The sequence below is a fragment of the Brucella pituitosa genome, assembly GCF_965577835.1.
Lineage (GTDB): Bacteria > Pseudomonadota > Alphaproteobacteria > Rhizobiales > Rhizobiaceae > Brucella > Brucella pituitosa.
This window is the reverse complement of record NZ_OZ264092.1, coordinates 2,165,558-2,189,338: the sequence shown is the minus strand read 5'-3', so window position 1 is coordinate 2,189,338 and position 23,781 is coordinate 2,165,558. Positions and strand designations below refer to the sequence as shown.

Genomic DNA, 23,781 nt, shown 5'->3' with positions numbered 1-23,781 from the left:
CGGTTTTGCGTGGGATAATGCGTAAGAACAAGTAGCTACAGCGGCTTCAACTATTCAGTCGTAACTGGAGCCGCTGTAAGTGATCAGAACATTGAAAGCTGGTCGCCTGAGTCCTCTTCCGGATCAGGCTTCTTCTTTCTTTTTGGCAAAGATTGTTCCGCCGTCAAGCTTTCTTCCACCCTTGTCTGCAAATCGGGTGAAGTATTGGCGACCTTGTTGACCTTATCCGACACCGGAATGGCTTCAAAGAAATCATCCTGAACCGGGCGCATAATGTCCGCCACGTCTTTCGGAAGCAAAGTCTTGCAATTAAGCCAGCGCGCGAAATCCTCTGGCTTCACCACCACCGGCATACGTTCGTGAATAGGACGCAGTAGCCCGTTGGCGCTTGTCGTCAAAATACCCGCAGTATCGATTTGAGAACCGTCTGAGCTGCTCCAGGTTTCGACCAGCGCACCAAAAGCGACAATTCCACCGTTGCGCGGCCTGATCCAATAAGCCTGCGCCTTGTTCTTTCCCTCGCGCCGCCATTCATAAAAACCAGAAGCAGGAATCAAAGCACGCCGATGATTTAACGCTGCCCGGAAGGAGTTCTTCTCTGCCGCAGTTTCCGAGCGAATATTGAAAACCAGATTCCAGTCATTCGGATCTTTGACCCATGACGGCACAAATCCCCAGCGAACCAGCATGCCGATCCGGTCAGGCCGATTGCTCCCCGGCGGCGGGGTTTCACCAGCCAGAATGGAGAGTATCGGCTGGGTCGGCGCGATATTGTAACGGGGAGGAAAATCCTCCTCGATCATTGCACCAAGCAATGCTTCAACTTCTTCGCGGCTGGCAGTCAGAGAAAAACGTCCACACATGGTAGTCATGTTCAGGCTTTTGTTGGAATGGTCAAGTGGGGTTTGCTGTTGCCAAAGCAGGTCGACCGGATCATAGCTTGCATATGGTTACAGTTCCCGTCATCCCCGCCCCTCTTCAAATCCACGGCGTCTCCCTCATCTGTCGCCGTGATGGTCGCTTTTTGCTGGTCGAGCGCGGCAAGGAGCCATGGAAGGGTTGGCTCGCCTTTCCCGGAGGCAGCATTGAAGCCGGTGAAACACCTGAGGAAGCAGCGATTCGTGAGCTGAAAGAAGAAACTGCACTCGATGCGGGCTCACTCAGCCACGTCATCACGGTTGATCTGGCGCTCGAAGGCAAAGCCTATGCGAAGAGCTACTTTCTTTCCGTTTATCGTGCCCTTGATGTTTCAGGCATTGAACAGGCGGGCGACGACGCTGCAGCCATACATTGGTTGACCATTGAGGAAATGACGAGCGCCGATGTCACGGACAGCACACTTGATGTGGCACGCGCTGTGGCTGAAATCGAGGATGCTTCGGGCGCGCATTCCGTATCGCCTTGAAGTGGCCCTGTTTCTCATTCAGGAATTTGTTTCATTCAGAGGGGCGAATATTGCAGGGAAAGCAGCTTTCCATATTGGTGATGGCATTCTGGCTAGGCATTCTGCCCCCGGCCCTTTCTGCGCAGGATGCTCCCTATGAAGGCAAAATGCTCAGAATTGCTGAAGTGCTCGGTTCACTTCACTATCTGCGTAACCTTTGCGGGGAAACCAGCAACGAATGGCGCGAGCGGATGGATGCCATTATTGCGGCTGAAAAGCCCGATGAAGCCGAGCGGTTGCGGCTCGTTTCCAGTTTCAATCATGGATATCGTGCTTTCAGTGACAATTATGTCCGCTGCACGCCCTCAGCCCTTGCGGCGATTGATCGCTACATGAAAGAGGGAGAAAGCTTGTCGAACGAGCTTATCTCGCGCTATGGGAATTAACCAATTATTCAGTCTTGTGCGGATGGGCAGAAATTGCCTCATTCAAATCCGCTTTAATCTGTTAACACTGTCTTAAACGTGACAGTCAGGCTGCAGGTGATTGTGCTCCCGATGGTGAGAAATCAGCTGATGCAGCAAGAAGGGCGCAAGCCGGGATGAAATTGATGGAACATATGCCAGCCGATCTGGACGAGATGATCGCCCGCGAAAAGAAGCTTGTGGCGATTGAGTACCAGAACGAGGCCTGGGCCGATGGCATTTCCGAAGGGATTGAGCCTGAAATTCTTGCTGAAGCTGCATTCACCACAGCTTTGACTGAACTTATGCGCTCTACAGGCGAAGACAGCGCTCTCGACCTAATCGAGAAAATGCGCGAGCAGATCATCGCAGGAACATTCCTGCCCGAACGCATTCTTCAATAAGTATCGATACCAGCTCCAAGCATTCGTATTCGACTTGGTGGGGCATCATAAATCCGCTCCCAGACCCTGCGAAACTGCCGCGCAGAAGCAAAACCAGCCCGCTCGGCGATATTTTCCATATCCAGCGTCGAATTCAGAAGCATCTCGCGCGCCAGATTAACCTTTAGCCGATTGGCATAGTCCGTCACGCTCATATGTGCGTGCTCATTAAACAGTCTTGAGAGATTGCGTGGGCTTGCACCACTGATGTCCGCCAGCTTTTCCACCGACCAGCTGGCTGCCGGATTTTCCGCAATGGCATCCTGCGCACGATGCACCACCGGATGCATATGATTGCGCCCTTCCAGCCACGGCGAAAGCTGCGGGTCTCCCCCGCTGCGACGCAAGTAGACGACCAGATAACGCGCAATCGATAGTGCCAAAGCGTGCCCGGCAATTTCGGCTACGATATGCAGCATGAGATCGATGCCCGCGGTGATACCCGCACTTGTCAATCGATCCCGATCTTCCACAAACAATCGATTTTGCAGCACACGTGATGTCGGCGCCAATCGGTTCAACTCTTCAATGGCCATATGATGGGTTGTACAATCATAACCATCAAGCAGGCCTGCGCGTGCCGCCAGAAGCGCTCCCGAGCAGATTGAAACCAACCTGATGCCTGGACGGATAGCGCGTCGCATCCAGCTCACAATCTGTGCTTCAAGAACATCATCTTTTTCGCCGCTATTGCCGACACCACCCAAGGGAATATCAGCAGAACCGGAGATAACGACCATCGCATCGTCCGGCAGGTTTTCTGGCAGAGGCTCAATATTGGAAATCGTGAGGCCAATTGAGCTGAGTGCTGTCTCGGAAGGCCCGATAAACGTCACTTCAAACTGCACTTCGCTCTGCTCAAGGTTGGCCTTGCGCAAAACCTCTATCGGCCCCGCCACATCAAGCAAAAGCGTGCGTGGCGGGACGACGACAAAGACCCGGACAGTTTGATGGCTGCCAGCGGTTTGGTTCATGCAGCTTTCCGTTCCGTCCGACCTGCAAGAGCTTCTTCCACCGTCGCAATCCGTGCGAAGCGATCTGCAAGCACCAGCTCGGTACGTGCACGAATTTCGGCAGCACTCCATGTGCGACCATTCACATCGGTCATCGGAAAGGTGAGCGTCGCCTCGCCGACATAATCGACATCGAAGCCAAGATCTGAAGCATGACGCGTCGTCGTCTCGCAACATTGCTCAGTACGAATACCTGAAACGATAACCCGTCTGATGCCATTGGAAACAAGCCACACATCGAGTCCCGACCCCACGAGTGCGCTATGGCGACGCTTACGGAAAACGGCATCCGGCTCGATCCTGACCGGCGCGAGCGCCTTCACGAAACCTGAAGCTTCAGAGAATGGCCCTTCGTTCTCGACGTGAAAGATTTGCACAACCGGGATGCCCTTGCGCTTCGCACCGTCGATCAGAGCCTGCTGACGCTCGATGTAAGCGGCAACCTCCTCGTCACGATAATAAGGCCGATGGCGGAAAGATTCCTGAACATCGATAACCAGAAGTGCCGTATCATTAGCGGACATTTTGTGCTCCTTGTGAATTTATACAAGAAGACAATAATCCCTATAATCAAGCCCGAAAGATCGGCATCGGACAAAGAAGGGACATTTCACGCCAACCGACCAGCTATCAACGACGCGGCAACGCTTCCAGAAACTCGACCGGCTCACCCTTGTTCGGGTTGACGATTTCCGCTTCCCACATGACCTTGATGCCGCGCACGAAAGTACCAACCGGCCAGCCAGTAACGGTCTTGCCGTGATAAGGCGTCCAGCCAGCCTTCGAGCCTGCCTGTTCATGCGTGATGGTTTCGCGGCGCTTCATATCGACGATTGTGAGATCGGCATCGTAACCAACAGCGATGCGCCCCTTGCGTGCCATACCGAAAATACGGTTGGGGCCATGGCTCGAAAGATCCACAAAACGCTCCAGCGAAAGCTTACCGGCATTCACATGGTCAAGCATGATAGGCACCAGCGTCTGCACACCGGTCATGCCGGAGGGCGATGCCGGATATGGCTTCTGCTTTTCTTCCAGCGTATGCGGCGCATGGTCGGAACCGAGCACATCAATGATACCCTGATCAACGCCCTTCCAGACACCATCGCGATGGCGCTTTTCACGTACCGGCGGGTTCATCTGAATGAGATTACCGAGTGTCGCATACTCATCGGCTGACAGTGTGAGGTGATGCGGCGTGGCTTCACAGGTCGCCACATCCTTGTGGCCCTGCAGGAAATCGATTTCTTCCGCCGTTGAAATATGCAGTACGTGAATGCGCGCGCCGGTTTCGCGTGCGATACGGACGAGGCGTTCGGTGCATTGCAGTGCGGTGGCTTCGTCGCGCCAGACAGGATGGCTCGATGGGTCGCCGGCAACTCGCAGCCCTTCGCGTTCTTTCAGACGGAATTCGTCCTCCGAATGGAACGCTGCGCGGCGGCGCGTATTTTTCAGAATGGAGCGAACACCATCGTCATCCTCGACCAGCAGATTGCCCGTCGATGAGCCCATGAAAACCTTGATGCCAGCAGCGCCCGGCAGACGCTCGAGCTCTGCAACATCATTTGCGTTTTCACGCGTTCCGCCCACCCAGAAAGCAAAATCGCAGTGCATACGATGACGACCGCGACGAATCTTATCTTCCAGCGTTTCGGCAGATGTTGTCAGCGGCTTGGTGTTCGGCATTTCGAATACTGACGTCACACCGCCCAGAACGGCTGCACGCGATCCCGTTTCCAGATCTTCCTTATGTTCCAGTCCCGGCTCACGGAAATGGACCTGACTATCGACCACGCCCGGCAAGATATGCAGACCGGTGCAATCGATCACTTCGCCAGCGGAATTTGCGGAGAGCGACCCGATCGCCTCAATGCGTCCATTACGAATGCCGATATCGCGCTGACCTATACCGTCATGGTTGACGATGGTTGCACCTTTCAGGATCGTATCAAACGTTTGGGCCATTGTTGTCTCCTGCTGGCTGAATGGGACTTGCGAGCCTTTTCAATGCGGCTTACGTAACGATGACTATAAAGGCAAGGAAGAAGCGATGGCGACGGTAGCGGAAACGATCAATCTTTCCAACAGAGCACTGGTTCAGATCACAGGCGAAGACGCGGAAAAATTCGTGCAAGCCGTGATTACCACCAATCTCGACAAGCTCGGTGCCGATGAACTGAAGCCCGGCGCACTGCTTGCCCCGCAAGGCAAGATCATGTTCGACTTCCTTGTATCGCGCATCGAGAATGGCTTGCTGTTCGATATGCCAGCGGGCATCGCCGCCGATTTTGCCAAGCGAATGACGCTCTATCGTCTGCGCGCCAAAGCAGAAATTACCCAATCGCCAGAATCACTTGTCAGCGTTTGCTGGCAGACTGATTCCGCTTCTTCAGAAGATGATTCAATCAAAGAATACGGCAAGCGCGATACCCGCTTTCCGGAAGAGCTGAATGTTCTTCGGATTTATGGAAAAGCTGGAGACATCAGCGACGAGAGCGCATGGATCGCACTTCGGGCAGAGTATGGTATTGCCGAAGGCGAAGCTGATTTCGCCTATAATGACGTCTTCCCGCATGACATCAATTTCGACCAGACGGGCGGTGTGACCTTCCCCAAAGGTTGTTTCATTGGGCAGGAAGTTGTCTCGCGCATGCATCACCGCAGCACGCCCCGCCGCCGTGTACTTGTCGCCAAATCCGACACGCCACTTCCCGCGATGGGTACGCCGGTGACGGTCAATGGACGTGAAATCGGAACACTTGGCAGCTCCTCCGGCAAGATCGGTCTCGCTCTTGTGCGAATTGACAAGGTAAAAGATGCCCTTGATTCCGGCACGGCCATTATGGCCGGTGAGGTCGTCATCACGCTCCTCTTGCCGCCGCATGTCGCCTTCACATTCCCAACGGCTGAAGCGGATAAAACTTAATGGCAGCTGCGGACCGCACCTCGGGTAAAGATCGTGCCTGGCAGCGCATGTTGTCCGGGCGCAGGCTTGATCTGCTCGACCCATCACCACTTGATATCGAGATTGAAGACATAGCTCACGGGCTTGCACGCGTTGCCCGCTGGAACGGGCAAACTATCGGCGAGCACGCTTATTCGGTGGCGCAGCATTCGCTGTTGGTAGAGCAAATTTTCAATCGGCTGGTTCCTGATGCCAGCATTGAATGGCAGATACTCGCACTTCTGCACGACGCACCCGAATATGTGATTGGCGATATGATTTCGCCATTCAAGGCCGTGATGGGTGGCAATTACAAGCTGATTGAAGATCGGCTTGAAAGTGCCATTCACTTACGTTTTTCGCTGCCAGCTTCCATATCCGCATCCCTCAAGAAATTGATCAAGCGAGCCGATCAGGTGGCCGCCTATTTTGAGGCAACACGGCTGGCAGGGTTTACGGAAGCTGAGGCCATCAAGTATTTTGGACGTCCACGTGGCTTTGATCCCGCGGGTCTCGATATCACACCGCGTCCGACGCAGAGCGTTCAGAATGATTTCCTCGCCCGGTTTGCTACTCTGGATCAGGCCCGAAAGAAGTAGACCATGACGTATATCGTGGTCAGTCCGCTCTCGAAGCTTGAAGCTCAAATTGAACGGCATCAGCCCAGCCATATCGTGACGCTCAGCAGTGGCGATCTGCCTTTGCTCTCTGGCACCATGAAACGTCTCAGTTTGATCTTTAACGACATCATTGAGCCGCATGACGGACTGGTGATGCCCCAAAGCTTCCATGTCGAACAATTGCTGGAATTTACGTCTGATTGGGATAAGGAAAAACCGCTGCTGATCCATTGCTATGCGGGGATATCGCGTTCAACGGCAGCAGCCTATATCGCAGCGCTTTCTCTTGAGCCGCAGCTTGATGAAGCTGAGATCGCAAGAACATTGCGTAAGCTTTCACCACCCGCCACTCCCAATATGCGCCTGATAGAATTGGCAGACGAGATACTCGCTCGCAAGGGACGTATGGTCGAGGCTATCCGCACCATCGGACGCGGCAAAGATGCCTTTGAGGGCAATGTGTTCAGCCTGCCTGTTGCAAACTAGAGCGCATTCCGAAAAGTGGGAACCGGTTTTCGGGACAAAATGCGCAGAAAACAAATAGATCGAGCATTTCCAACGAGTCATCTTAAACTGGAAATGCTCTAATTGTGCGCGCTATCGCATTCAAAAACCCGCCGCGCGCATCGGGTGGAGTTTGTGCGCGAGGTTCCCACACATGGCGCAGGAAGAAAAACCCTGTCATTCGGAAAGCATCGTTGAGATCATCATAACAGGACGGGCGCACCGATGTGCTGTTAACGAAGGCGGGCAATGGCAACATCTTGTCAGCCCAGGGAGCACCTGCATCACCACAGACCGCGCGCCCTGATTTGGGTGACACATAAATCAGATTTTCGCGAACACCGGTGGCTGCACATTCCTTGAGATCAAGACCAAAGCCCAGCTCTTCAAGCATCATCACTTCAAATCGCAGGAGCAACTCGCCAGAGGCCAGCGGATCATCAAAATGCTCGATGATGAGGCGGAGCGTTTCATAAAGCGCGCCTTGCGGATCGCGTTCCGGCAGCAGCCGCAAATGCGCAGCCGCAAGCTGAATACCATAAAGCGCAACAGGCGTTTCGATAAGGCGAGCCGCCGCAAAGCCAAGCGGTTCGATGGTGAAACTGCCCAGATGTTCGTCCAAGCGCGCCCACCATGCCAGGTCGACATGGTTGCCAGGCTGGAGCAGCGGTTGCATGCGGCGGGACCGCCCGCCCCGCACCATACCCATATGACGGCCATGCTCACGCGTCATCACTTCGACAATGGCGCTTGTTTCGCCATGTCGTCGTGTGCCGAGAACTATGCCTTCATCGCGCCATTCCATGGAGGTGTGTACCACATTCCTTTTTGCGCATAATTCTATACAAAAATCGAACGACTTTCTGAATTATGCGCGGCTATCGCGCCATTCCATGAAAACCTGACTTTAACTTACTTCGGGAAATCAAGACCCATTTCGCGATAGCGTTCAGGATCATTACCCCAGTTCTCACGCACTTTCACAAACAGGAAGAGGTGCGCATTCTGCTCCAGAATCTCGCTGATCTCTTTACGTGCCGATTGCCCGATTGCCTTGATCGTTTCGCCTTTGTGGCCAAGAACGATCTTCTTCTGGCTTTCACGCTCGACATAGATGACCTGCTCGATACGCACCGAACCGTCCTTGCGCTCTTCCCAGCGCTCGGTTTCCACCGTCGAGGAATAAGGCAGTTCTTCATGCAGACGCAGATAGAGCTTTTCGCGGGTGATTTCTGCCGCAAGCTGACGCATCGGCATGTCGGAAATCTGATCTTCCGGGTAATACCACGGGCCGTTTGGAACGGTCTCTGCCAGGAACTTTGCGAGATCCTTACAGCCGGAGCCGTTGAGCGCTGAGATCATGAAGGTCCGGTCAAAAGCGACCTTTTCATTTGCCTTCTGCGCGAGTTCAAGCAGTTTTGGCGGATCAACACGGTCAACCTTGTTCAAAACCAGCACTTTCTTCTGGCGAACATTGACCATGCTTTCGAGAAGCGCTTCGGCGTTCTCATTCAGACCGCCCTGCGCGTCGAGGATAACGAGAATGATGTCGGCATCCTTCGCACCACCCCAGGCCGTTGTGACCATCGCGCGGTCCAGCCTGCGTTTGGGCCGGAAAATACCGGGTGTATCGACGAGCACGATCTGCGCGTTGTTTTCGATGAAAATGCCACGTACCAGCGCACGCGTCGTCTGCACCTTATGCGTGACGATGGAAACCTTCGTACCCACGAGCTGGTTGACCAGCGTGGATTTTCCGGCATTTGGCGCACCAATCAGCGCCACAAAGCCAGAACGGGTCTGCCCGGTTTCAGTTTCGCCGGCTGACGGCGTCGTCGGATTATTCATTGCTTATCCTTTTGAGAGCGCTCTTGTTCTCAAAGAAACAGGAGCCGCCCTATCTTTTGTTCTGCGCAATTCCCGACGTAAACCGGTCCCCACTTTCGCTGGAATTGCTCTATGTAATCTCGACAGCAGGAAACGGTCCTCGCCCAAACCACTCTGCCAATGCGACGGCCCACCACTGTCGCTGTTAATCTGATTATAGCCGAATTTCACTTACTGCAAAATTCCTTAAACTTGGATCAATATAAGGTAAAATTATGCAGCAAATTTAAACTGTTAGAGCGATTTTCGTGCATCCGACAGGACACACGGAGTTCTAAAAGAATGTTGATCACGCCTCACGCAGAACTGTCTCTCTTCCAGACAGTTTCCCTGTACAACATTGCTTCAGCAGCAGCTTGCTCAGCAATGCGCTTGGAACGCCCCTCGCCGGTTTCAGGAGCAAATCCTTTCACAGTCACTTCAACTGTAAAAAGCGGATCATGATCCGGACCACTGCGGCTCACAATGGCGTAGACAGGGTGCACATTGCCCTGCTGATGCGCCCATTCCTGCAGCTCTGTTTTTGCATCGCGGCGCGCGGCACCTGTTTCCAGCGACCGCTTCTGCCAATAGCGCTTGATGAAACCACGTGCTGCTTCCAGTCCGCTATCCATATAAATGGTCGCAATCAACGCTTCGACGACATCGGCACGAACATTGAGCAGACGCGTGTCATTAAGAGACTTGATGTCGGAGCCGGTATGGATCAGATCGGCAAGACCAATCTCATCGGCAATTGCGGCACAGGTTTCGGCATTGACCAGCGCGTTGAGGCGAACTGACAATTCCCCTTCCGGCGCATCTGGAAAGGCTTCGAAAAGCATTTCAGCAACCACGAGACCAAGCACGCGGTCGCCAAGAAATTCCAGTCGTTCATAATTGGCACGAGAAGGTGCCTGGACGCTCGAATGGGTGAGCGCACGTTCCAACCGCTTCAGATTGAGAAAACGGTGTCCCGTGCGCTCCTCCAGAATTGCTGCTGCTTTGTTCTCGGAGACCATTTCAGTTTCCGGTTACGGCAGTATGCGGCTCACCACTCACCCAGGAGATGAGGCGGCTGAAGCGAACATCAGATGGCCATTTCCAGATTTCGAGCGGGCTTGTCTTATCGGCAATCGAGAAGAAAATAATGTTCGCACGACCAACCAGATTTTCGAAAGGCACATAACCAACGCCAAAACGGCTATCGAGCGAGTTGTCGCGATTATCACCCATCATGAAATAATGACCGGCAGGCACTTCGAACACACGTGTATCGTCACCGATGGAATTCGGTGCAAGATCGAGCGTATCGTAAGAGACGCCATTGGGCAGTGTCTCGCGATAGACTTCAACCGGACGATTGACTTCGGTCACGTCAGGATTGTCGATTGTGCCAACACGCTCGCGCTTAACAGCGACATCATTGATGTAGAGAACGCCGCCACGCATCTGCACGCGATCACCTGGAAGACCGATCACGCGTTTGATGTAATCGACGTTGGTGTCACTTGGCAGCTTGAAGACCACGACATCACCGCGCTTGGGCTCAGCCCCCCAAATACGACCGGAGAAGAGGTCCAGACCGAACGGCAGCGAATAGCGCGAATAGCCATAGGCGTATTTCGAAACGAACAAATAATCGCCTTCCAGCAGCGTTGGGCGCATGGAGCCGGACGGAATGCTGAAAGGTTGGAAAAGCAGGCTGCGAATGATCAGTGCCAGCAGGAGAGCTTGCACGATAACGCTGACGGTTTCGCCAAGGCCGCCTGATTTTTTAGTTTCACTTTTGCTGGACACGCTCATTGTATCTCCGCTTGCCGATGTGCGATCTAATAACGGCTAAGGTTGCTCGAAGCAATCCAAACACCGCTATCTCGCATGATTATGAGCAGGAGTTTACCTGCCACAATCGCAATTGTTTTGGTGCACACCACTATCGGAAAAGCGTTTTCGCCTTTCCGCAGCATGCATTACTCGGTTTCTGGCAGCGCTTCGATAATGACAAAAGCCTGCGCGAGAGGAAAATCATCGGTAATTGTCAGATGTATGGCAGCGCATTTGCCTTTTGGCAGCATGCGCTTCAGTTGCTCAGCTGCGCCGCCGGTCAGCTGCATGGTCGGCTTGCCGGAGGGTGTATTCACCACCCCCATATCGCGCCAGAAAACGCCATTCGAAAGGCCTGTACCAAGCGCCTTGGAACAAGCTTCCTTTGCGGCGAAACGCTTTGCATAAGAGGCGGCGCGCTGTCTGCGCCCATCTGATTTTGCTTGTTCAACTTCGGTAAAAACACGTTGGGTGAAACGGTCACCGTGTTTTTCGAGCGTCTTTTCGATGCGGCGGATATCAATCAGATCGCTGCCAATGCCGATGATCATATTTTCTGCGGCTCCCGGGCATGGTGCTTATTGTGTTTTTCGGCAAGTCGTTCGAGCCTGCGACGACGGAAGGCAGTGACCGCAAAACGCGTCACAAAATAGGCGATCACCGCAAAAAACGCTCCAAGTATGGTCGAACCGAACAACATCGGCTTGAGCAGAGGTGTCCAGACTTCTCCAAACTTCATCGTTTGCAGAGCATGTCCCAGATGCAAAGGCGGCGCGCTTTCGATATCCCCGCTGATGACAAAGCGGCCAAGCTCATAAGTGCTGCCCCAGATGAACGGGAGCGTCAGAGGGTTGGCAAGCGTGGTGCCCAGCGCTGCTGCAGCAATGTTACCGGCCAGAAAATATGCCAGAACAATTGCAATAATCAGGTGAAAACCAAAGAACGGTGTGAAAGCCGAAAAGACACCAACGGCCAGCCCTGCGGCTACCGCATGTGGAGACGCAGTAATGCGTAGCACGCGCTTGCCGCCATATTTAAACGAGCGAGCGAAGGAACGGCGCGGCCAGACGAGCAGCCTTAAGCGCTCTTTGCGGGTCGGCGGATTTCGACGTTGGAATAACATAAACTTCTCATACTGTTCTCTACGCACCGAGACAATTGTTATTATTGTTCAATCGATGCGGCAGAGATCCTATCGCTACGCTCGAAGCGTACTCCATCAAGACGCGGCAAATAGAACTTCGGTGATACACCCAGCATGCGGCGAAACATTGTCGTAAAGGCGGAAACACTATCATAGCCCAGATCAAGCGCCACGCTTGTGACTGCTTCGCCTTCCGTAAGGCGTGGAACGGCAGCAAACAGGCATGCTTGCTGGCGCCACACAGACAAGCTTACGCCTGTTTCGCGCTGAAAGTGGCGGGTGAATGAGCGACGGCTCATCGCCATGCGATCCGCCCAATCATCGATTGTCGCGCGTGCGGAGGGCTTCTTCACAAATTGACGGCAGAGATTTTGCAGCCGCGGATCTGACGGGAAAGGCAAGCCGAGCGGCCTTTGTGGCAAAGTATGCAGATCTCTGAGGATCAACTCAATCACCAGAGCGTCGCGACTGCCCGGTTCAGGAATGCTGTCGACCGAAGTCGCATCGATAATGAGGCAACGCATCAGATCGGTCATGCCAACCACGTGTAAATAGTCAGGCACGCCCGAAATGGCATCGAGCGCGATATAGATTGAGCGCATGAAAACATCTCCGACAATCTCGACGGAATGTTTTACACCAGCCGGAATCCACATCGCGTGATCCCCGGGAATCAACCAGCGACCGGCATCGGTCGTCACCAGAACTACGCCTTGTGAAGCGCACAAGAGCTGCGCCCGACTGTGGCTGTGGCGCGGTACAAAATAGCCATCCGGATATTTTGTCGGCAGCGCGATCACCGGCCCGCTCAGGCGTTCCAGCATCTCGATGCGCTGTTCATGGAACTTTTGCAGGTCCTCACTGCCCGGTAACAGGAGCCCCGGAGGCGATTTTGGCTTCATCTGCTTTGGCCCACTCTCGAAAGTAATGGACCAAATCACGAAAGCAGGCGCGAAACAATATAATTATGAAAGGGTCAGGTTAGAAATATTCGAAAACATTCGAATTGGACTCCCTGCCCAACCAACGCAAATTATAGGGAAATTTCCCTCACGGATTATCTTCGGAGTAGGACTATGAGCATGAGTGCTGCCGAGCAGCCTTCAAACACTGGCGCAAACAATACGGTTCTCGCCATTATTCTGGCTACGAGTATGGGCCATTTCCTGAACGACATGATGCAGTCGCTCCTTCCGGCCATCTATCCGATGCTCAAGGACAATTACAGCCTGTCTTTCTGGCAGATCGGCTTGCTCACCTTCACCTTTCAGGTAACGGCTTCGATCTTGCAGCCAATCGTCGGCATTTATACCGACCGCCGTCCTATGCCCTACTCACTGCCATTCGGCATGGGCTGTACGCTGATCGGTCTGATCCTGCTTGCGTCCGCACATCACTATTCGGTTCTGCTTCTCGGTGCAGCCTTCATCGGCTTCGGTTCATCGGTATTCCATCCGGAAGCTGCACGCGTTGCACGTCTCGCATCCGGCGGTCGTCATGGTTTCGCACAGTCGATGTTTCAGGTGGGTGGCAACTTCGGCTCGTCCATCGGACCGTTGCTTGCAGCTTTTATCGTTCTGCCTTTCGGACAGGCCAGCGTGTCGTGGTTTTCGATCGCAGCACTGATCGGCATGGCGCTGCTCTGGTATGTTGGTAACTGGTACAACCAGCATAATCTTGCCAACAAGAGCAAGCCAAAGCCTGACAAGACATTGCCGCTGCCACGCAACAAGGTTATTGCCTCGATCTCCGTGCTCGCCATGCTGATCTTCACGAAGTATGTCTACATGGCCAGCCTCACGAGCTACTACACCTTCTATACGATCAGCCATTTCGGCGTGACCGTTCAGGCATCGCAGTTGCTGCTGTTCCTGTTCCTCGGTGCCGTTGCAGCGGGCACAATTGTCGGCGGCCCTATCGGCGACAAGATCGGTACACGCACTGTGATCTGGGTCTCGATCCTCGGTATCGTACCCTTCACTCTGGCATTGCCTTACGCAAACCTCGAGGTCACAGCCGTTTTGACCGTTATCATTGGTTTCGTTCTGGCCTCTGCTTTCCCTGCAATCATTGTTTTTGCACAAGAGTTGCTACCGGGACGCGTGGGCATGGTGTCAGGACTGTTCTTCGGCCTTGCATTTGGCATCGCCGGCATTGCGGCGGCAGCGCTGGGTGTCGTGGCAGACCGGACGAGTATCGAGTTTGTCTATCAGATATGCTCTTATCTTCCGCTTCTCGGATTGCTGACCATCTTCCTGCCGAAGATTGAGAAAGCTCGATAAGAAAGCATAGATAGCTCAAAAAAGTGGAGCACCGCTCATCCCCCAACGAACGGTGCTCCTGATGCCACTGACCTTTTGACGGCCCGGTGCAGCGGCAGCTCTGAATAGAGTGAAATGCACTCTACTTCTTTGTTCTGGCGCACATTGCGATGTCTTTGCTGCAATGTGCCTGCAATCTCTCACACGGCGGAACTGAAGCCGTGCATACTGTCCCTGCGAAACTCATCAAATGTCGCTGCAACCAAACGGATGAGCGGCTTGCCGTCTTCCGTTGCGCTGATGACGCCGTTGTGCACCTCCACCAGACCATCAGCCACCAATGGGCGCAGCAAGGCCAATTCATCAGAGAACTCAACGCCCGGTGCGGTTGCATTCAGATCAACGCGGAAATTGCACATAAGTGCTGTGATAATGCCTGCACGGAGCCTGTCACTGTCGCGCATCGTGTAGCCGCGCACGGTTGCAAGGTCTCCCGCTACAACGCGTTTGCTGTATTGTCCCACATCGGAAATATTCTGCGTGTATCCCGCTGGATATTGCGAAATCGACGATGGGCCTAACCCAATCAATGTTTGGCAGCGATCTGTCGTGTATCCCTGAAAGTTGCGATGCAACGTGCCATTTTCAGCCGCAACAGCCAGCGTATCGTCGGGCAATGCAAAGTGGTCAATACCGACTGATTGATAACCGAAACCAAGAAAGCTTTCTGCTACAGCACTTGCCTGTGCGAAACGCTCGTCGGCATCTGGCAGAATGCTTTCATCAATCAGTCGCTGATTGGCGCGACGCTGTGGCAGATGCGCATAGCCAAAGCAGGCAACTCGATCAGGCTTGAGCTCAGCCACCCGCTTGCACGTTTCGCGCAATGTCTCAATCGTTTGCAGCGGCAGACCGTAGATCAGATCGAAGTTGAGTTTATCGATGCCGACTTCCCGCAGCAAAGTTGCAGCACGGATAACCGTCTCAATTGGTTGAACGCGGCCAATAGCTTTCTGCACATCAGGGTCAACATCCTGTACGCCAAGGCTGGCACGATTCACCCCCATCAGGGACAGGGTCTTTGCCAGAATGGGATTGACCGTGCGTGGGTCAAGCTCAATGGCGTGTTCCATATCCGGGTGAAAATCGAATGCCAGACGAAGAGCCGCCATGATCCGCTTGAACTGCGTGGCATGAAGAATAGAAGGAGTGCCCCCACCCCAATGTAGATGCACGACCTGCGGACGCGCCGTCAGACTTGTACTTACGGTTTCAATCTCGCTTAAAAGTGCGATGACGAAATTCTCGATGACATCTTCGCGGACCGCCATCTTGGAATGGCAACCGCAATAGTGACAGATCTCTTTGCAATACGGCACATGGATATAAAGCGAGACGCTTTCTTCCGGGCCTATCTGACGTAGCCAGCGCTTTGTGCTGTCAGGCGTTATCGATGTGAAATCCACAGCCGTTGGGAACGAAGTGTAGCGAGGCACGGCAAGCGCCGCATAACGTCTTATCGTGGCTTCATGCATGATGCTTCCACCCCGCCCGCTTTGCGTTCTGGTGATAGCCTGTCGCTACCACGCGCACTGGATGAAGACGAACATTCTGCCGGGCAAGTCGGCATGATGCGGCAAGGAAGCCCGCATGCATGACAGCCGATATTGTAATTGCCAGCCACAATGACACCTGTACACCTCGTTAAGACCGAGCAGCACTTGACTGTGCTGCGTCAATTTCCATGATCAGGTGTAGTGGCCGTTTAAGAAACCTTCATTGATTTAAATCAACGAAATGAAAACAAATAAATAGGGATCAGAGCGGTTCGTTTCAGGACTTAAGTGTTGGAACCGCTCTATCTATTTTTTGAAACATATCCCAACGCAAAACTGCTTTGCATTTCTGTTAGAAATGCTCAAATAGCTTCAATATCCATTCCGGCGACCGCCGCAAGCGAACGACGCGACAATATCTCCACGGTGTTCGCATCAAGCAGCTGGATAAGGCCCTGTGTCTTTAGCTTGGTGAAGCTGCGGCTGACTGTTTCAATCGTCAGGCCGAGATAATCGGCAATGTCTGTGCGGTTCATTGCCAAGTGAACGAGATTGGCCTTTTCGCCTCGCTTTTCAGCACGCGCAGCTAAGACCAGAAGGAAACTTGCAAGCTTTTCCACTGGTGCAAGGCGCCCCAGCACGAGCTGGTTGTCGCGCGCGGTGCGCAGCGCTTCACGCGTCATCTGGTGAAGACGTTCCCTGAGCCTCGGAAAGCTAACCATCAATGCTTCCATTTCCTTGGAGGAAAAGGCGCAGAGGACCGAAGGAACAACAGCCTCCGCCGATTGCGAATAAACATCATCGTCGGCCAGCCCCAAATAGTCGCCAGGAACCAGAAAACCTGCAATCTGGCGGCGCCCATCAGGCAGTGACGTATAGATGCGCAGCATGCCCGAAGTCAGGCTGAAAACCCGGCGCTTCGGATCGCCCTCTTCCACCAGCATCTCGTTCGCATCGAGCTTCTTGGAGGTCATGATAGCTTCAAGCGCGCCAAGATCGCCGTCATCGAGTGCGGAGCAAACCGCCATGCGGCGTACATCGCAATCGACGCAAACACCGCATGGAGCCCGATATGGAGATTTTGGATCGAAAACCAGAGGCACAACAGCCACGACATATTCCTAAACAGGGGGATGGGCATGGGCTTGCCCTTCCCCCTAAATTAAGGGTGCGAAACAAATACCGCAAAGCGCAATTTCGACGCAGGGTGGTAATCACGTCCAACGAAATCAATGTTATGGTACGAACCGCTTAAATATTGCGGCTACCTGGCTTAATCGCAGGAATTGCAGCCAATTCCGGCGGCAAATTGTCTGGCGAATAGGCTGGTACTTCGTATTCGGCAAGCGAAATAAGCTTCGTGCCCACATCCGCCTTGCCCGCTGAACGATCCACGATACAAGCGGCGGCTACGACTTCGATGCCAATGTCCTTCATGCAATCAATGGTTTCGCGAATCGAAAGCCCCGTGGTGACGATGTCTTCCACGATCACGACGCGCGATCCTTTCGGCACATCGAAACGACGTAAACGGAACACACCATTCTCGCGTTCCACCCATACCGACGGCACCCCCAGATGGCGCGAGGTTTCGTAGGACGGAATAAGGCCACCGATTGCAGGTCCGACAACATAGTCGATCTGTCCGAGATCAGCTGCTTTGATCTTCTCGGCTAATGCCTTGCAAAGCTTTTCGGTCTTGTCGGCATGCATGAAAACGCGTGCCTTCTGCAAGAAGATCGGGCTACGCAGACCTGAGGTTAGAATGAAATGGCCTTCAAGGATCGCTCCCGCTTCGCGGAAGACAGCAAGGACGTCTTCGGTTTTCATAGTGCCTTATCCGTTCACGCGCCTTGCGCCACTGACGCTCGCGCTTTCTTTCAATTGAGAAATGATACGATTGAGGTGTTTAAGGTCCCACACTTCAACGTCAATGATCATTTCAGTAAAATCGGGCGCAGTCCGCACCATTGAGAGATTATGAATATTGGCGTCATTCGATGCAACGATCTGCGCAATTTCAGCCAGAGACCCTGGTGAATTAATCGCCGACACACTGATCCGGGCCGGGAAGCGTTCATGCATCCCCTCATCAATATCCCAGCGCACATCAATCCAGCGCTCAGGCTGATCGTCATAAGCGGTCAATGCCGGTGACTGGATCGGATAAATCGTGATCCCTGCTCCCGGCTGCATGATACCGACGATACGGTCGCCCGGCACCGCCCCTTCCGGGGCAAAACGTACGGGCAGGTCGGAATTGGTACCGCGGATCGGCAGGGCCTTACGCTTTGGCTTTTCGCCAGTTGCAGCAGGCTCTTCTGCGCCTTCAGAACCTTCCGGTACCTTGAAGATCATGCCGGCTGCGTTCTGAATATTGAACCAACCCTTTTCGCCAGTTTTCGCCGGGCTATTCTGCGAAGTAACGCGTGTGTCCTGATAATCCGGATAGACTGCCTTCACCACATCAGTCGACGGCAATTCACCGCGACCTACAGCCGCCAGAACGTCCTCAACCTCTTTGCGTGCAAGACGTGGCAGACCAGGCTTGAGGATATCCTTACTGAAAGGCTTCCCAGCACGTTCGAAAGCCCGCTCAAGAATACGCATACCGAGACCGGAATACTGCTTGCGAACGGCAGAACGCGTTGCACGGCGGATCGCAGCACGCGCCTTACCTGTTGCGACAAGCGACTCCCATGCGGCAGGCGGAACCTGCGCTTTGGAACGAATAATGTCGACTTCATCACCGTTTTTAAGCTCAGTCATCAACGGCATAATGCGACCGTTGACCTTGGCGCCAACACAGCTATCGCCAATATCGGTGTGAACCGCATAGGCGAAATCGATTGGCGTTGCACCGCGTGGCAGCGCGATAAGACGGCCCTTCGGCGTGAAGCAGAAAACCTGATCCTGAAACAATTCCAGCTTGGTGTGTTCAAGGAACTCTTCAGGATTATCGCCTTCGGAAAGCTGCTCAATAGTCTGACGCAACCAAGCATAGGCATTGGTTTCGGTCGAAATCTGATGCGGATTACTGGCGCTGCCGCGATCCTTGTAGATCGAGTGGGCAGCCACACCGAATTCGGCAATTTCATCCATGACGCGCGTGCGGATCTGCAACTCGATACGCTGGCGCGACGGACCGATGATTGTCGTATGGATCGAACGATAGTCGTTTTGCTTGGGCGTCGAAATATAGTCTTTGAACCGACCCGGAACCATCGACCACGTCGTATGGATCAAACCAAGCGCGCGATAGCAGTCCTGTGTGGATTCAACCATAACGCGGAAGCCGAAAATATCGGAAAGCTGTTCGAACGACAGGCCCTTGGTTTCCATTTTACGGAAAACCGACCACGGCTTCTTCTGACGGCTTTTAACGCTCGCCTTGATGCCGTTCTTCTGGAAAATCTCAGACAGGTCTTCTTCAATCTTCTGCAGAAGGCCGCGGTTCTTTTCAAGAAGTTCAGCAAGCCGATCTGTTACCGCACGCCAAGCGTCTGGATTGATATAGCGGAAGGCCAGCTCTTCGAGTTCTTCGCGTGTGTCCTGCATGCCCATGCGGCCAGCAAGCGGCGCATAGATATCCATGGTTTCTTCGGCAATGCGCAGGCGCTTGTCTTCGCGCATCACGCCAAGGGTACGCATATTGTGCAATCGGTCTGCAAGCTTCACCAGAAGCACGCGCACATCTTCGGAAATCGCAAGCAACAGTTTGCGAAGGTTTTCCGCCTGCACTGCCTTTTTGGAAACCAGATCAAGCTTCTTGAGCTTGGTCAGACCTTCAACAAGCTTACCAATCTCCGGGCCGAATAGCTGGTCGATTTCCTGTCGCGTCGCCGTGGTATCTTCAATCGTGTCATGTAGGAGAGCAATAGCAATGGTTGCCTCATCCAGATGCATATCCGTGAGAATTGCTGCGACTTCGAGTGGATGTGAAAAATATGGATCCCCAGATGCACGCTTCTGGCTGCCATGCTTCTGCATGGCATAAACATACGCCTTGTTGAGAAGCGCCTCATTGACGTCAGGCTTGTATCGCTGAACACGCTCTACAAGCTCATATTGGCGCATCATCTACAGAAACTCCCTACCAGTCACATACGCAGCGGTCATTTTGACCGGAAATCGCTAAAAAATATAATAATTTGCGAGTTTCCGAACCTGTTTTCTGCCAACAGGCTTAATTTCAGTCCCAAACGCCTCAGCGGCAAGCCAAATACCCGACAGCCAATCACGATATCTCTGGCCACCATGTACATAAAAACGTGCGCCACAGCCTGGGAGCTGAAGCGCACGCAAAAACAAGGGCCTGTTTATCTTCAAGTCGTTATCGGTGCAAAACTCGTTCCGATTTTTGCCTGAAACACTCGAACAACAGAGCGACGATTAGAAGTCGTCGTTCTTTTCCGGAGCAACGAGGCCTTCAATACCGGCAAGCAGTTCTTCTTCCGACATGCGGTCGAAGGAAACAACATCGTCTTCGCCAGCTTCAGCAATACCTTCAGCCAACGCATCCGAAGCGTCGGTGATCTGGGCTGGAGCAGCGGCTTCCGGTTCGTCAACTTCAACGTGCTTCTGCAGCGAATGAATCAGGTCTTCCTTCAGATCGTCCGGCGAAAGTGTTTCGTCAGCGATTTCGCGCAGGGCAACAACTGGGTTTTTGTCGTTGTCGCGGTCGATCGTGATCTGGGCGCCCTGAGAAATCTGGCGGGCACGGTGACCGGCCAGTAGAACCAGTTCAAAACGGTTCTCGACCTTATCTACGCAGTCCTCAACGGTGACGCGGGCCATAGGCGGTCCCTTTCATTTCTTAAACTTTAACGGAATTTTTCTTGCACATAACGCTTGTGAGCCAAAATTACAAGCAAAAGCGCAAAACACCAACGACAAGGTTCAGAAATCTAGGCTAAGATATAACTGTTCATCAATCTGTCTGACAAATACACGATCCGGATCAAATTGGAACAATAGATTTCAAGCGATTATCGGTTGCTATATCGAAATATAGCGTAAAAGTAATTAAGGATGACCAAATAACAACCATGAGTTGCTTGTTTTTCTATAATATCTCCGTAGAACGCAATAAACGTCATTGGTAAAAATGAATACCCCCGCCGTTTAAGAAACAAATCTGAATACGCGGTCGCAGGCCCACTCACTTACCGGCCGCAGAGTGGATATATTGCACGATGTTCGATTCTCGTGAAAAAATTGCGCTATTTATTGACGGCGCGAATTTATACGCAGCTTCAAAGACACTCGGTTTCGATATTGATTACCGGAAACTTTTGAAGGCCTTCCAGAAACGCGGTTATTTGCTGCGCGCCTATTATTACACGGCTCTGGTTGAGGATCAGGAATACTCGTCGATCCGTCCGCTTATCGATTGGCTCGATTACAACGGCTACAAGGTTGTCACCAAGGCAGCCAAGGAATTTACCGACTCGACCGGTCGCCGCAAGGTGAAGGGCAATATGGATATTGAACTTACCGTCGATGCCATGCAGCTTACTGACACTGTCGACCATTTTGTGATTTTCTCGGGCGATGGCGATTTCCGTTCGCTTGCCGAAGCACTGCAGCGTAAGGGTCGTAAGGTCTCTGTCGTTTCCACTCTGACGACACAGCCTGCAATGATTTCTGATGAATTGCGCCGTCAGGCCGATCATTTCATCGATCTGGTCTCGCTCAAGGCCGAAATCGGCCGCGACCCTTCCGAGCGTCCGCAGCAACAGCAGCGTCGTCAGGAAGACGATCTGGATGACGACTATTGATATCGGCAATTGCCTGGTTCATGTAGAGTTATAATTTCCAACCTCATGAGCCAGTTCGCACCATCTAAAAAAGAGCGCCTTCAGGCGCTCTTTTTTTGTTGTGGCAATATATGTCTGTCTTAGAGCGACCTTTGCGCGCCCAATAAAGCGCCCGGCGCTCTAGCCGCGATCGCGCAGCAGGCGCGACTTCTCGCGATTCCAGTCGCGCTGCTTCTCAGTCTCGCGTTTGTCGTGATTCTTCTTACCGCGCGCCACGCCGATTTCCAGCTTCGCCCGACCACGATCGTTGAAGTATAGCTTCAACGGAACCACGGTCATGCCTTCGCGTGAAACCGAGTTGAAAATCCGTGACATTTCGCGACGGCTGATCAGCAGCTTACGCAGACGGCGCGGCTCATGATTAAAACGATTGCCCTGCGTGTATTCCGGAATATAGGAATTGATCAGCCAAAACTCACCGTTCTCAAAGCTCGCATAGCTTTCAGCAATATTGGCCTGATTGGCACGCAAGGATTTAACCTCTGTGCCGGTCAGAACCAGACCAGCTTCGAGTGTATCGGTAATCTCGAAATTGTAGCGCGCTTTACGGTTTTCGGCGACCATTTTGCGGGCGGGAGAGTTTTTCGGCTTATTCATAATGGCACCATATAATGCTCATTGCCGGAAATGAAAACGCTCTCGCATGCGCGAGAGCGTAAAAATCACTCGACCGGACAAAATTAGCAGCCTTAGTTGACAAGGCCAGCGTGTTTCATAGCCTGATCAATCTTCTCAGCCGTCGCAGCTTCAACCGTAACCATTGGCGAACGCAGAACATTTTCAACGCGACCAAGGCGGGACAGAGCATATTTCGGTCCGGAAGGATTTGGCTCAATGAAGAGTGCCTTATGCAATGGCATCAGACGATCCTGAAGCTCCAACGCCTTAGCATAGTCACCGGCCTGACAGGCATCCTGGAATTCTGCGCAGAGACGCGGGGCGATATTGGACGTCACCGAAATACAACCAACACCGCCATGTGCATTGAAACCCAGAGCGGTTGCGTCTTCGCCGGAGAGCTGGATAAAATCCTTACCGCAAGTCAAACGTTGCTCGGAAACGCGTTCGATCTTGCCTGTCGCGTCCTTCACACCAACAATGTTCTTATGATCGCGTACAAGTGAACCCATGGTTTCCGGGGTCATATCGATGACGGAACGGCCCGGAATGTTATAGATAATCAGCGGGATCGAGATCGAACGTGCAACGCGCGAGAAATGCTCATAGAGGCCGCGCTGGTTCGGCTTATTATAATAAGGCGTGACGACAAGAACCGCATCAGCACCGGCCTTTTCGGCGTGCTGTGCAAGTTCGATCGCCTCAACCGTATTGTTGGAACCAGCACCCGCAATCACCGGCACGCGACCTGCGGCTACTTCGATGCAGACCTCGATAACACGCTTGTGCTCATCATGAGACAAGGTCGGTGTTTCGCCTGTTGTGCCAACCGGTACGAGCCCTTTGGTGCCCTCTTCGATCTGCCAGTTCACAAAAGCACGAAAGGCTTTCTCGTCGAACGCTCCTTCACTATCGAATGGCGTGACAAGTGCAGTAATCGAGCCTTTCAGCATCAGTGAACTCCTGAGAAATAGAGACGGTACCTGGCAATACCACGCTGGCTTTTGACTGTGCCAGAATAGCTGCGAGGCGATGCACCATAGTCTCGCAGTGCAAATCCGGCAAGCGGGGGGCTAGCCCAAATCAGCTTCCGGATGACAGTTTTGCAAAAATTCCTTCGCTTTTTTAGTCCGATCTGCTCAGACCGAGCGTGCAACAGTTGTCCGGCGCGTATGGAGCCTTTAGACAAATGTTCGAAAAGAAAAACATAACCATTTATTAACCAATGCTTCATGCATCGGCATCATAGTCTTATGCAGGACAATCACCCTATCTTTCAGGCTTAGAAAAGCCCGATTTGAACAATATTTTACCCGCA

At 53.0% G+C, this 23,781-nt stretch carries 26 protein-coding genes; 8 read left to right on the top strand and 18 right to left on the bottom strand.

Annotated features, from left to right (window positions below):
• Positions 1 to 83: 83 nt before the first annotated feature.
• Complete coding sequence (locus ACSME1_RS10535; RefSeq protein WP_105706800.1) at positions 84 to 863, bottom strand: SOS response-associated peptidase; 780 nt, start codon at positions 861 to 863, stop codon at positions 84 to 86.
• An 83-nt stretch (positions 864 to 946) separates the two neighbouring features.
• On the opposite strand from ACSME1_RS10535, the gene ACSME1_RS10530 reads away from it, so the two are divergent.
• The 3 genes from ACSME1_RS10530 to ACSME1_RS10520 all read left to right on the top strand — a co-directional run bounded on the left by ACSME1_RS10530 (position 947) and on the right by ACSME1_RS10520 (position 2,252).
• Entirely contained in the window at positions 947 to 1,405 is a 459-nt protein-coding gene (locus tag ACSME1_RS10530) for an NUDIX hydrolase (protein WP_105706827.1), read from the top strand.
• An 80-nt stretch (positions 1,406 to 1,485) separates the two neighbouring features.
• Positions 1,486 to 1,830, top strand: coding sequence for a TIGR02301 family protein (locus tag ACSME1_RS10525; RefSeq protein WP_084486788.1), 345 nt, complete (start codon positions 1,486 to 1,488; stop codon positions 1,828 to 1,830).
• Between the two features lie 164 nt (positions 1,831 to 1,994).
• Positions 1,995 to 2,252, top strand: coding sequence for a hypothetical protein (locus ACSME1_RS10520; protein WP_024897343.1), 258 nt, complete (start codon positions 1,995 to 1,997; stop codon positions 2,250 to 2,252).
• Here the strand turns inward: ACSME1_RS10520 and ACSME1_RS10515 are convergent.
• From ACSME1_RS10515 to ACSME1_RS10505, 3 genes are all read right to left on the bottom strand, one after another.
• Positions 2,246 to 3,265 (bottom strand): GlxA family transcriptional regulator, encoded by a 1,020-nt coding sequence (locus ACSME1_RS10515; RefSeq protein ID WP_105706802.1) that lies wholly within the window; start codon positions 3,263 to 3,265, stop codon positions 2,246 to 2,248. The two genes, ACSME1_RS10520 and ACSME1_RS10515, sit on opposite strands and share 7 nt — an antisense overlap.
• The gene (locus ACSME1_RS10510; RefSeq protein WP_024897341.1) at positions 3,262 to 3,828 is read right to left on the bottom strand and encodes an isochorismatase family protein; all 567 of its coding nucleotides are present in this window, start codon (positions 3,826 to 3,828) and stop codon (positions 3,262 to 3,264) included. The genes ACSME1_RS10515 and ACSME1_RS10510 overlap by 4 nt, the downstream gene beginning before the upstream one ends.
• A gap of 106 nt (positions 3,829 to 3,934) precedes the next feature.
• Positions 3,935 to 5,269, bottom strand: coding sequence for a dihydroorotase (locus tag ACSME1_RS10505; protein WP_024897340.1), 1,335 nt, complete (start codon positions 5,267 to 5,269; stop codon positions 3,935 to 3,937).
• An 85-nt stretch (positions 5,270 to 5,354) separates the two neighbouring features.
• On the opposite strand from ACSME1_RS10505, the gene ygfZ reads away from it, so the two are divergent.
• Genes ygfZ through ACSME1_RS10490 form a run of 3 tightly spaced genes read left to right on the top strand, consistent with a single transcriptional unit; the run spans position 5,355 to position 7,354 of the window.
• Positions 5,355 to 6,230, top strand: a complete 876-nt coding sequence (ygfZ, locus tag ACSME1_RS10500; RefSeq protein WP_024897339.1) for a CAF17-like 4Fe-4S cluster assembly/insertion protein YgfZ — start codon at positions 5,355 to 5,357, stop codon at positions 6,228 to 6,230.
• Positions 6,230 to 6,847 carry a YfbR-like 5'-deoxynucleotidase gene (locus ACSME1_RS10495; RefSeq protein WP_024897338.1) on the top strand — a complete coding sequence of 206 codons (618 nt, stop codon included), beginning with the start codon at positions 6,230 to 6,232 and terminating at the stop codon, positions 6,845 to 6,847. Before ygfZ ends, ACSME1_RS10495 begins: the two co-directional genes overlap by 1 nt.
• Before the next feature lie 3 nt (positions 6,848 to 6,850).
• Complete coding sequence (locus ACSME1_RS10490; protein WP_024897337.1) at positions 6,851 to 7,354, top strand: tyrosine phosphatase family protein; 504 nt, start codon at positions 6,851 to 6,853, stop codon at positions 7,352 to 7,354.
• 82 nt (positions 7,355 to 7,436) lie between these two features.
• On the opposite strand, the gene recO is transcribed toward ACSME1_RS10490, so the two are convergent.
• The 7 genes from recO to ACSME1_RS10455 form a co-directional block, all read right to left on the bottom strand.
• Entirely contained in the window at positions 7,437 to 8,177 is a 741-nt protein-coding gene (gene recO / locus ACSME1_RS10485) for a DNA repair protein RecO (RefSeq protein WP_024897336.1), read from the bottom strand.
• A 107-nt stretch (positions 8,178 to 8,284) separates the two neighbouring features.
• Complete coding sequence (gene era / locus ACSME1_RS10480) at positions 8,285 to 9,220, bottom strand: GTPase Era (RefSeq protein ID WP_024897335.1); 936 nt, start codon at positions 9,218 to 9,220, stop codon at positions 8,285 to 8,287.
• A gap of 335 nt (positions 9,221 to 9,555) precedes the next feature.
• On the bottom strand, positions 9,556 to 10,260 hold the full coding sequence (gene rnc / locus ACSME1_RS10475) for a ribonuclease III (RefSeq protein ID WP_094541790.1): 705 nt from the start codon (positions 10,258 to 10,260) through the stop codon (positions 9,556 to 9,558).
• Between the two features lies 1 nt (position 10,261).
• Positions 10,262 to 11,044, bottom strand: coding sequence for a signal peptidase I (gene lepB / locus ACSME1_RS10470; protein ID WP_024897333.1), 783 nt, complete (start codon positions 11,042 to 11,044; stop codon positions 10,262 to 10,264).
• A 167-nt stretch (positions 11,045 to 11,211) separates the two neighbouring features.
• On the bottom strand, positions 11,212 to 11,616 hold the full coding sequence (gene acpS, locus ACSME1_RS10465) for a holo-ACP synthase (protein ID WP_105706804.1): 405 nt from the start codon (positions 11,614 to 11,616) through the stop codon (positions 11,212 to 11,214).
• On the bottom strand, positions 11,613 to 12,188 hold the full coding sequence (bspA, locus tag ACSME1_RS10460) for a type IV secretion system effector BspA (protein ID WP_105706806.1): 576 nt from the start codon (positions 12,186 to 12,188) through the stop codon (positions 11,613 to 11,615). The genes acpS and bspA overlap by 4 nt, the downstream gene beginning before the upstream one ends.
• Positions 12,189 to 12,229: 41 nt before the next feature.
• Complete coding sequence (locus tag ACSME1_RS10455) at positions 12,230 to 13,111, bottom strand: AraC family transcriptional regulator (RefSeq protein ID WP_105706808.1); 882 nt, start codon at positions 13,109 to 13,111, stop codon at positions 12,230 to 12,232.
• Between the two features lie 174 nt (positions 13,112 to 13,285).
• Between ACSME1_RS10455 and ACSME1_RS10450 the strand changes: the two genes are divergently transcribed.
• Positions 13,286 to 14,491 (top strand): MFS transporter, encoded by a 1,206-nt coding sequence (locus ACSME1_RS10450; RefSeq protein WP_024897329.1) that lies wholly within the window; start codon positions 13,286 to 13,288, stop codon positions 14,489 to 14,491.
• 179 nt (positions 14,492 to 14,670) lie between these two features.
• Here ACSME1_RS10450 and hemN read toward each other — a convergent pair whose 3' ends face one another.
• From hemN to rpoZ, 5 genes are all read right to left on the bottom strand, one after another.
• On the bottom strand, positions 14,671 to 16,005 hold the full coding sequence (gene hemN, locus ACSME1_RS10445; protein ID WP_024897328.1) for an oxygen-independent coproporphyrinogen III oxidase: 1,335 nt from the start codon (positions 16,003 to 16,005) through the stop codon (positions 14,671 to 14,673).
• A 383-nt stretch (positions 16,006 to 16,388) separates the two neighbouring features.
• On the bottom strand, positions 16,389 to 17,138 hold the full coding sequence (locus ACSME1_RS10440) for a helix-turn-helix domain-containing protein (protein WP_024897327.1): 750 nt from the start codon (positions 17,136 to 17,138) through the stop codon (positions 16,389 to 16,391).
• A 139-nt stretch (positions 17,139 to 17,277) separates the two neighbouring features.
• Positions 17,278 to 17,856: an orotate phosphoribosyltransferase gene (gene pyrE / locus ACSME1_RS10435; RefSeq protein WP_100559397.1), complete on the bottom strand. Its 579-nt coding sequence runs from the start codon at positions 17,854 to 17,856 to the stop codon at positions 17,278 to 17,280.
• 6 nt (positions 17,857 to 17,862) lie between these two features.
• Positions 17,863 to 20,106, bottom strand: a complete 2,244-nt coding sequence (locus ACSME1_RS10430) for a RelA/SpoT family protein (RefSeq protein ID WP_024897325.1) — start codon at positions 20,104 to 20,106, stop codon at positions 17,863 to 17,865.
• Positions 20,107 to 20,418: 312 nt separating this feature from the next.
• Positions 20,419 to 20,823, bottom strand: coding sequence for a DNA-directed RNA polymerase subunit omega (gene rpoZ / locus ACSME1_RS10425; protein ID WP_024897324.1), 405 nt, complete (start codon positions 20,821 to 20,823; stop codon positions 20,419 to 20,421).
• A gap of 398 nt (positions 20,824 to 21,221) precedes the next feature.
• On the opposite strand from rpoZ, the gene ACSME1_RS10420 reads away from it, so the two are divergent.
• Complete coding sequence (locus ACSME1_RS10420) at positions 21,222 to 21,806, top strand: NYN domain-containing protein (RefSeq protein WP_024897323.1); 585 nt, start codon at positions 21,222 to 21,224, stop codon at positions 21,804 to 21,806.
• A gap of 159 nt (positions 21,807 to 21,965) precedes the next feature.
• Here the strand turns inward: ACSME1_RS10420 and smpB are convergent, their stop codons facing one another.
• Together smpB and dapA are read right to left on the bottom strand one after the other, a co-directional pair.
• Entirely contained in the window at positions 21,966 to 22,442 is a 477-nt protein-coding gene (gene smpB, locus ACSME1_RS10415; protein ID WP_024897322.1) for an SsrA-binding protein SmpB, read from the bottom strand.
• Between the two features lie 92 nt (positions 22,443 to 22,534).
• Positions 22,535 to 23,416 (bottom strand): 4-hydroxy-tetrahydrodipicolinate synthase, encoded by an 882-nt coding sequence (dapA, locus tag ACSME1_RS10410; protein WP_024897321.1) that lies wholly within the window; start codon positions 23,414 to 23,416, stop codon positions 22,535 to 22,537.
• Positions 23,417 to 23,781: the final 365 nt, after the last annotated feature.

Excerpts from the sequence above, each read along its gene's own strand:
- ACSME1_RS10420 (WP_024897323.1), top strand. The coding sequence starts at position 21,222 with ATGTTCGATTCTCGTGAAAAAATTGCGCTATTTATTGACGGCGCGAAT.
- ACSME1_RS10430 (WP_024897325.1), bottom strand. The coding sequence starts at position 20,106 with ATGATGCGCCAATATGAGCTTGTAGAGCGTGTTCAGCGATACAAGCCT.
- recO (WP_024897336.1), bottom strand. The coding sequence starts at position 8,177 with ATGGAATGGCGCGATGAAGGCATAGTTCTCGGCACACGACGACATGGC.
- ACSME1_RS10490 (WP_024897337.1), top strand. The coding sequence starts at position 6,851 with ATGACGTATATCGTGGTCAGTCCGCTCTCGAAGCTTGAAGCTCAAATT.
- ACSME1_RS10520 (WP_024897343.1), top strand. The coding sequence starts at position 1,995 with ATGGAACATATGCCAGCCGATCTGGACGAGATGATCGCCCGCGAAAAG.
- acpS (WP_105706804.1), bottom strand. The coding sequence starts at position 11,616 with ATGATCATCGGCATTGGCAGCGATCTGATTGATATCCGCCGCATCGAA.
- ACSME1_RS10505 (WP_024897340.1), bottom strand. The coding sequence starts at position 5,269 with ATGGCCCAAACGTTTGATACGATCCTGAAAGGTGCAACCATCGTCAAC.
- ACSME1_RS10535 (WP_105706800.1), bottom strand. The coding sequence starts at position 863 with ATGTGTGGACGTTTTTCTCTGACTGCCAGCCGCGAAGAAGTTGAAGCA.
- ACSME1_RS10510 (WP_024897341.1), bottom strand. The coding sequence starts at position 3,828 with ATGTCCGCTAATGATACGGCACTTCTGGTTATCGATGTTCAGGAATCT.
- pyrE (WP_100559397.1), bottom strand. The coding sequence starts at position 17,856 with ATGAAAACCGAAGACGTCCTTGCTGTCTTCCGCGAAGCGGGAGCGATC.
- ygfZ (WP_024897339.1), top strand. The coding sequence starts at position 5,355 with ATGGCGACGGTAGCGGAAACGATCAATCTTTCCAACAGAGCACTGGTT.
- ACSME1_RS10515 (WP_105706802.1), bottom strand. The coding sequence starts at position 3,265 with ATGAACCAAACCGCTGGCAGCCATCAAACTGTCCGGGTCTTTGTCGTC.
- rpoZ (WP_024897324.1), bottom strand. The coding sequence starts at position 20,823 with ATGGCCCGCGTCACCGTTGAGGACTGCGTAGATAAGGTCGAGAACCGT.
- ACSME1_RS10455 (WP_105706808.1), bottom strand. The coding sequence starts at position 13,111 with ATGAAGCCAAAATCGCCTCCGGGGCTCCTGTTACCGGGCAGTGAGGAC.
- ACSME1_RS10450 (WP_024897329.1), top strand. The coding sequence starts at position 13,286 with ATGAGCATGAGTGCTGCCGAGCAGCCTTCAAACACTGGCGCAAACAAT.
- rnc (WP_094541790.1), bottom strand. The coding sequence starts at position 10,260 with ATGGTCTCCGAGAACAAAGCAGCAGCAATTCTGGAGGAGCGCACGGGA.
- lepB (WP_024897333.1), bottom strand. The coding sequence starts at position 11,044 with ATGAGCGTGTCCAGCAAAAGTGAAACTAAAAAATCAGGCGGCCTTGGC.
- ACSME1_RS10525 (WP_084486788.1), top strand. The coding sequence starts at position 1,486 with ATGGCATTCTGGCTAGGCATTCTGCCCCCGGCCCTTTCTGCGCAGGAT.
- ACSME1_RS10530 (WP_105706827.1), top strand. The coding sequence starts at position 947 with ATGGTTACAGTTCCCGTCATCCCCGCCCCTCTTCAAATCCACGGCGTC.
- smpB (WP_024897322.1), bottom strand. The coding sequence starts at position 22,442 with ATGAATAAGCCGAAAAACTCTCCCGCCCGCAAAATGGTCGCCGAAAAC.
- era (WP_024897335.1), bottom strand. The coding sequence starts at position 9,220 with ATGAATAATCCGACGACGCCGTCAGCCGGCGAAACTGAAACCGGGCAG.
- hemN (WP_024897328.1), bottom strand. The coding sequence starts at position 16,005 with ATGCATGAAGCCACGATAAGACGTTATGCGGCGCTTGCCGTGCCTCGC.
- dapA (WP_024897321.1), bottom strand. The coding sequence starts at position 23,416 with ATGCTGAAAGGCTCGATTACTGCACTTGTCACGCCATTCGATAGTGAA.
- ACSME1_RS10495 (WP_024897338.1), top strand. The coding sequence starts at position 6,230 with ATGGCAGCTGCGGACCGCACCTCGGGTAAAGATCGTGCCTGGCAGCGC.
- bspA (WP_105706806.1), bottom strand. The coding sequence starts at position 12,188 with ATGTTATTCCAACGTCGAAATCCGCCGACCCGCAAAGAGCGCTTAAGG.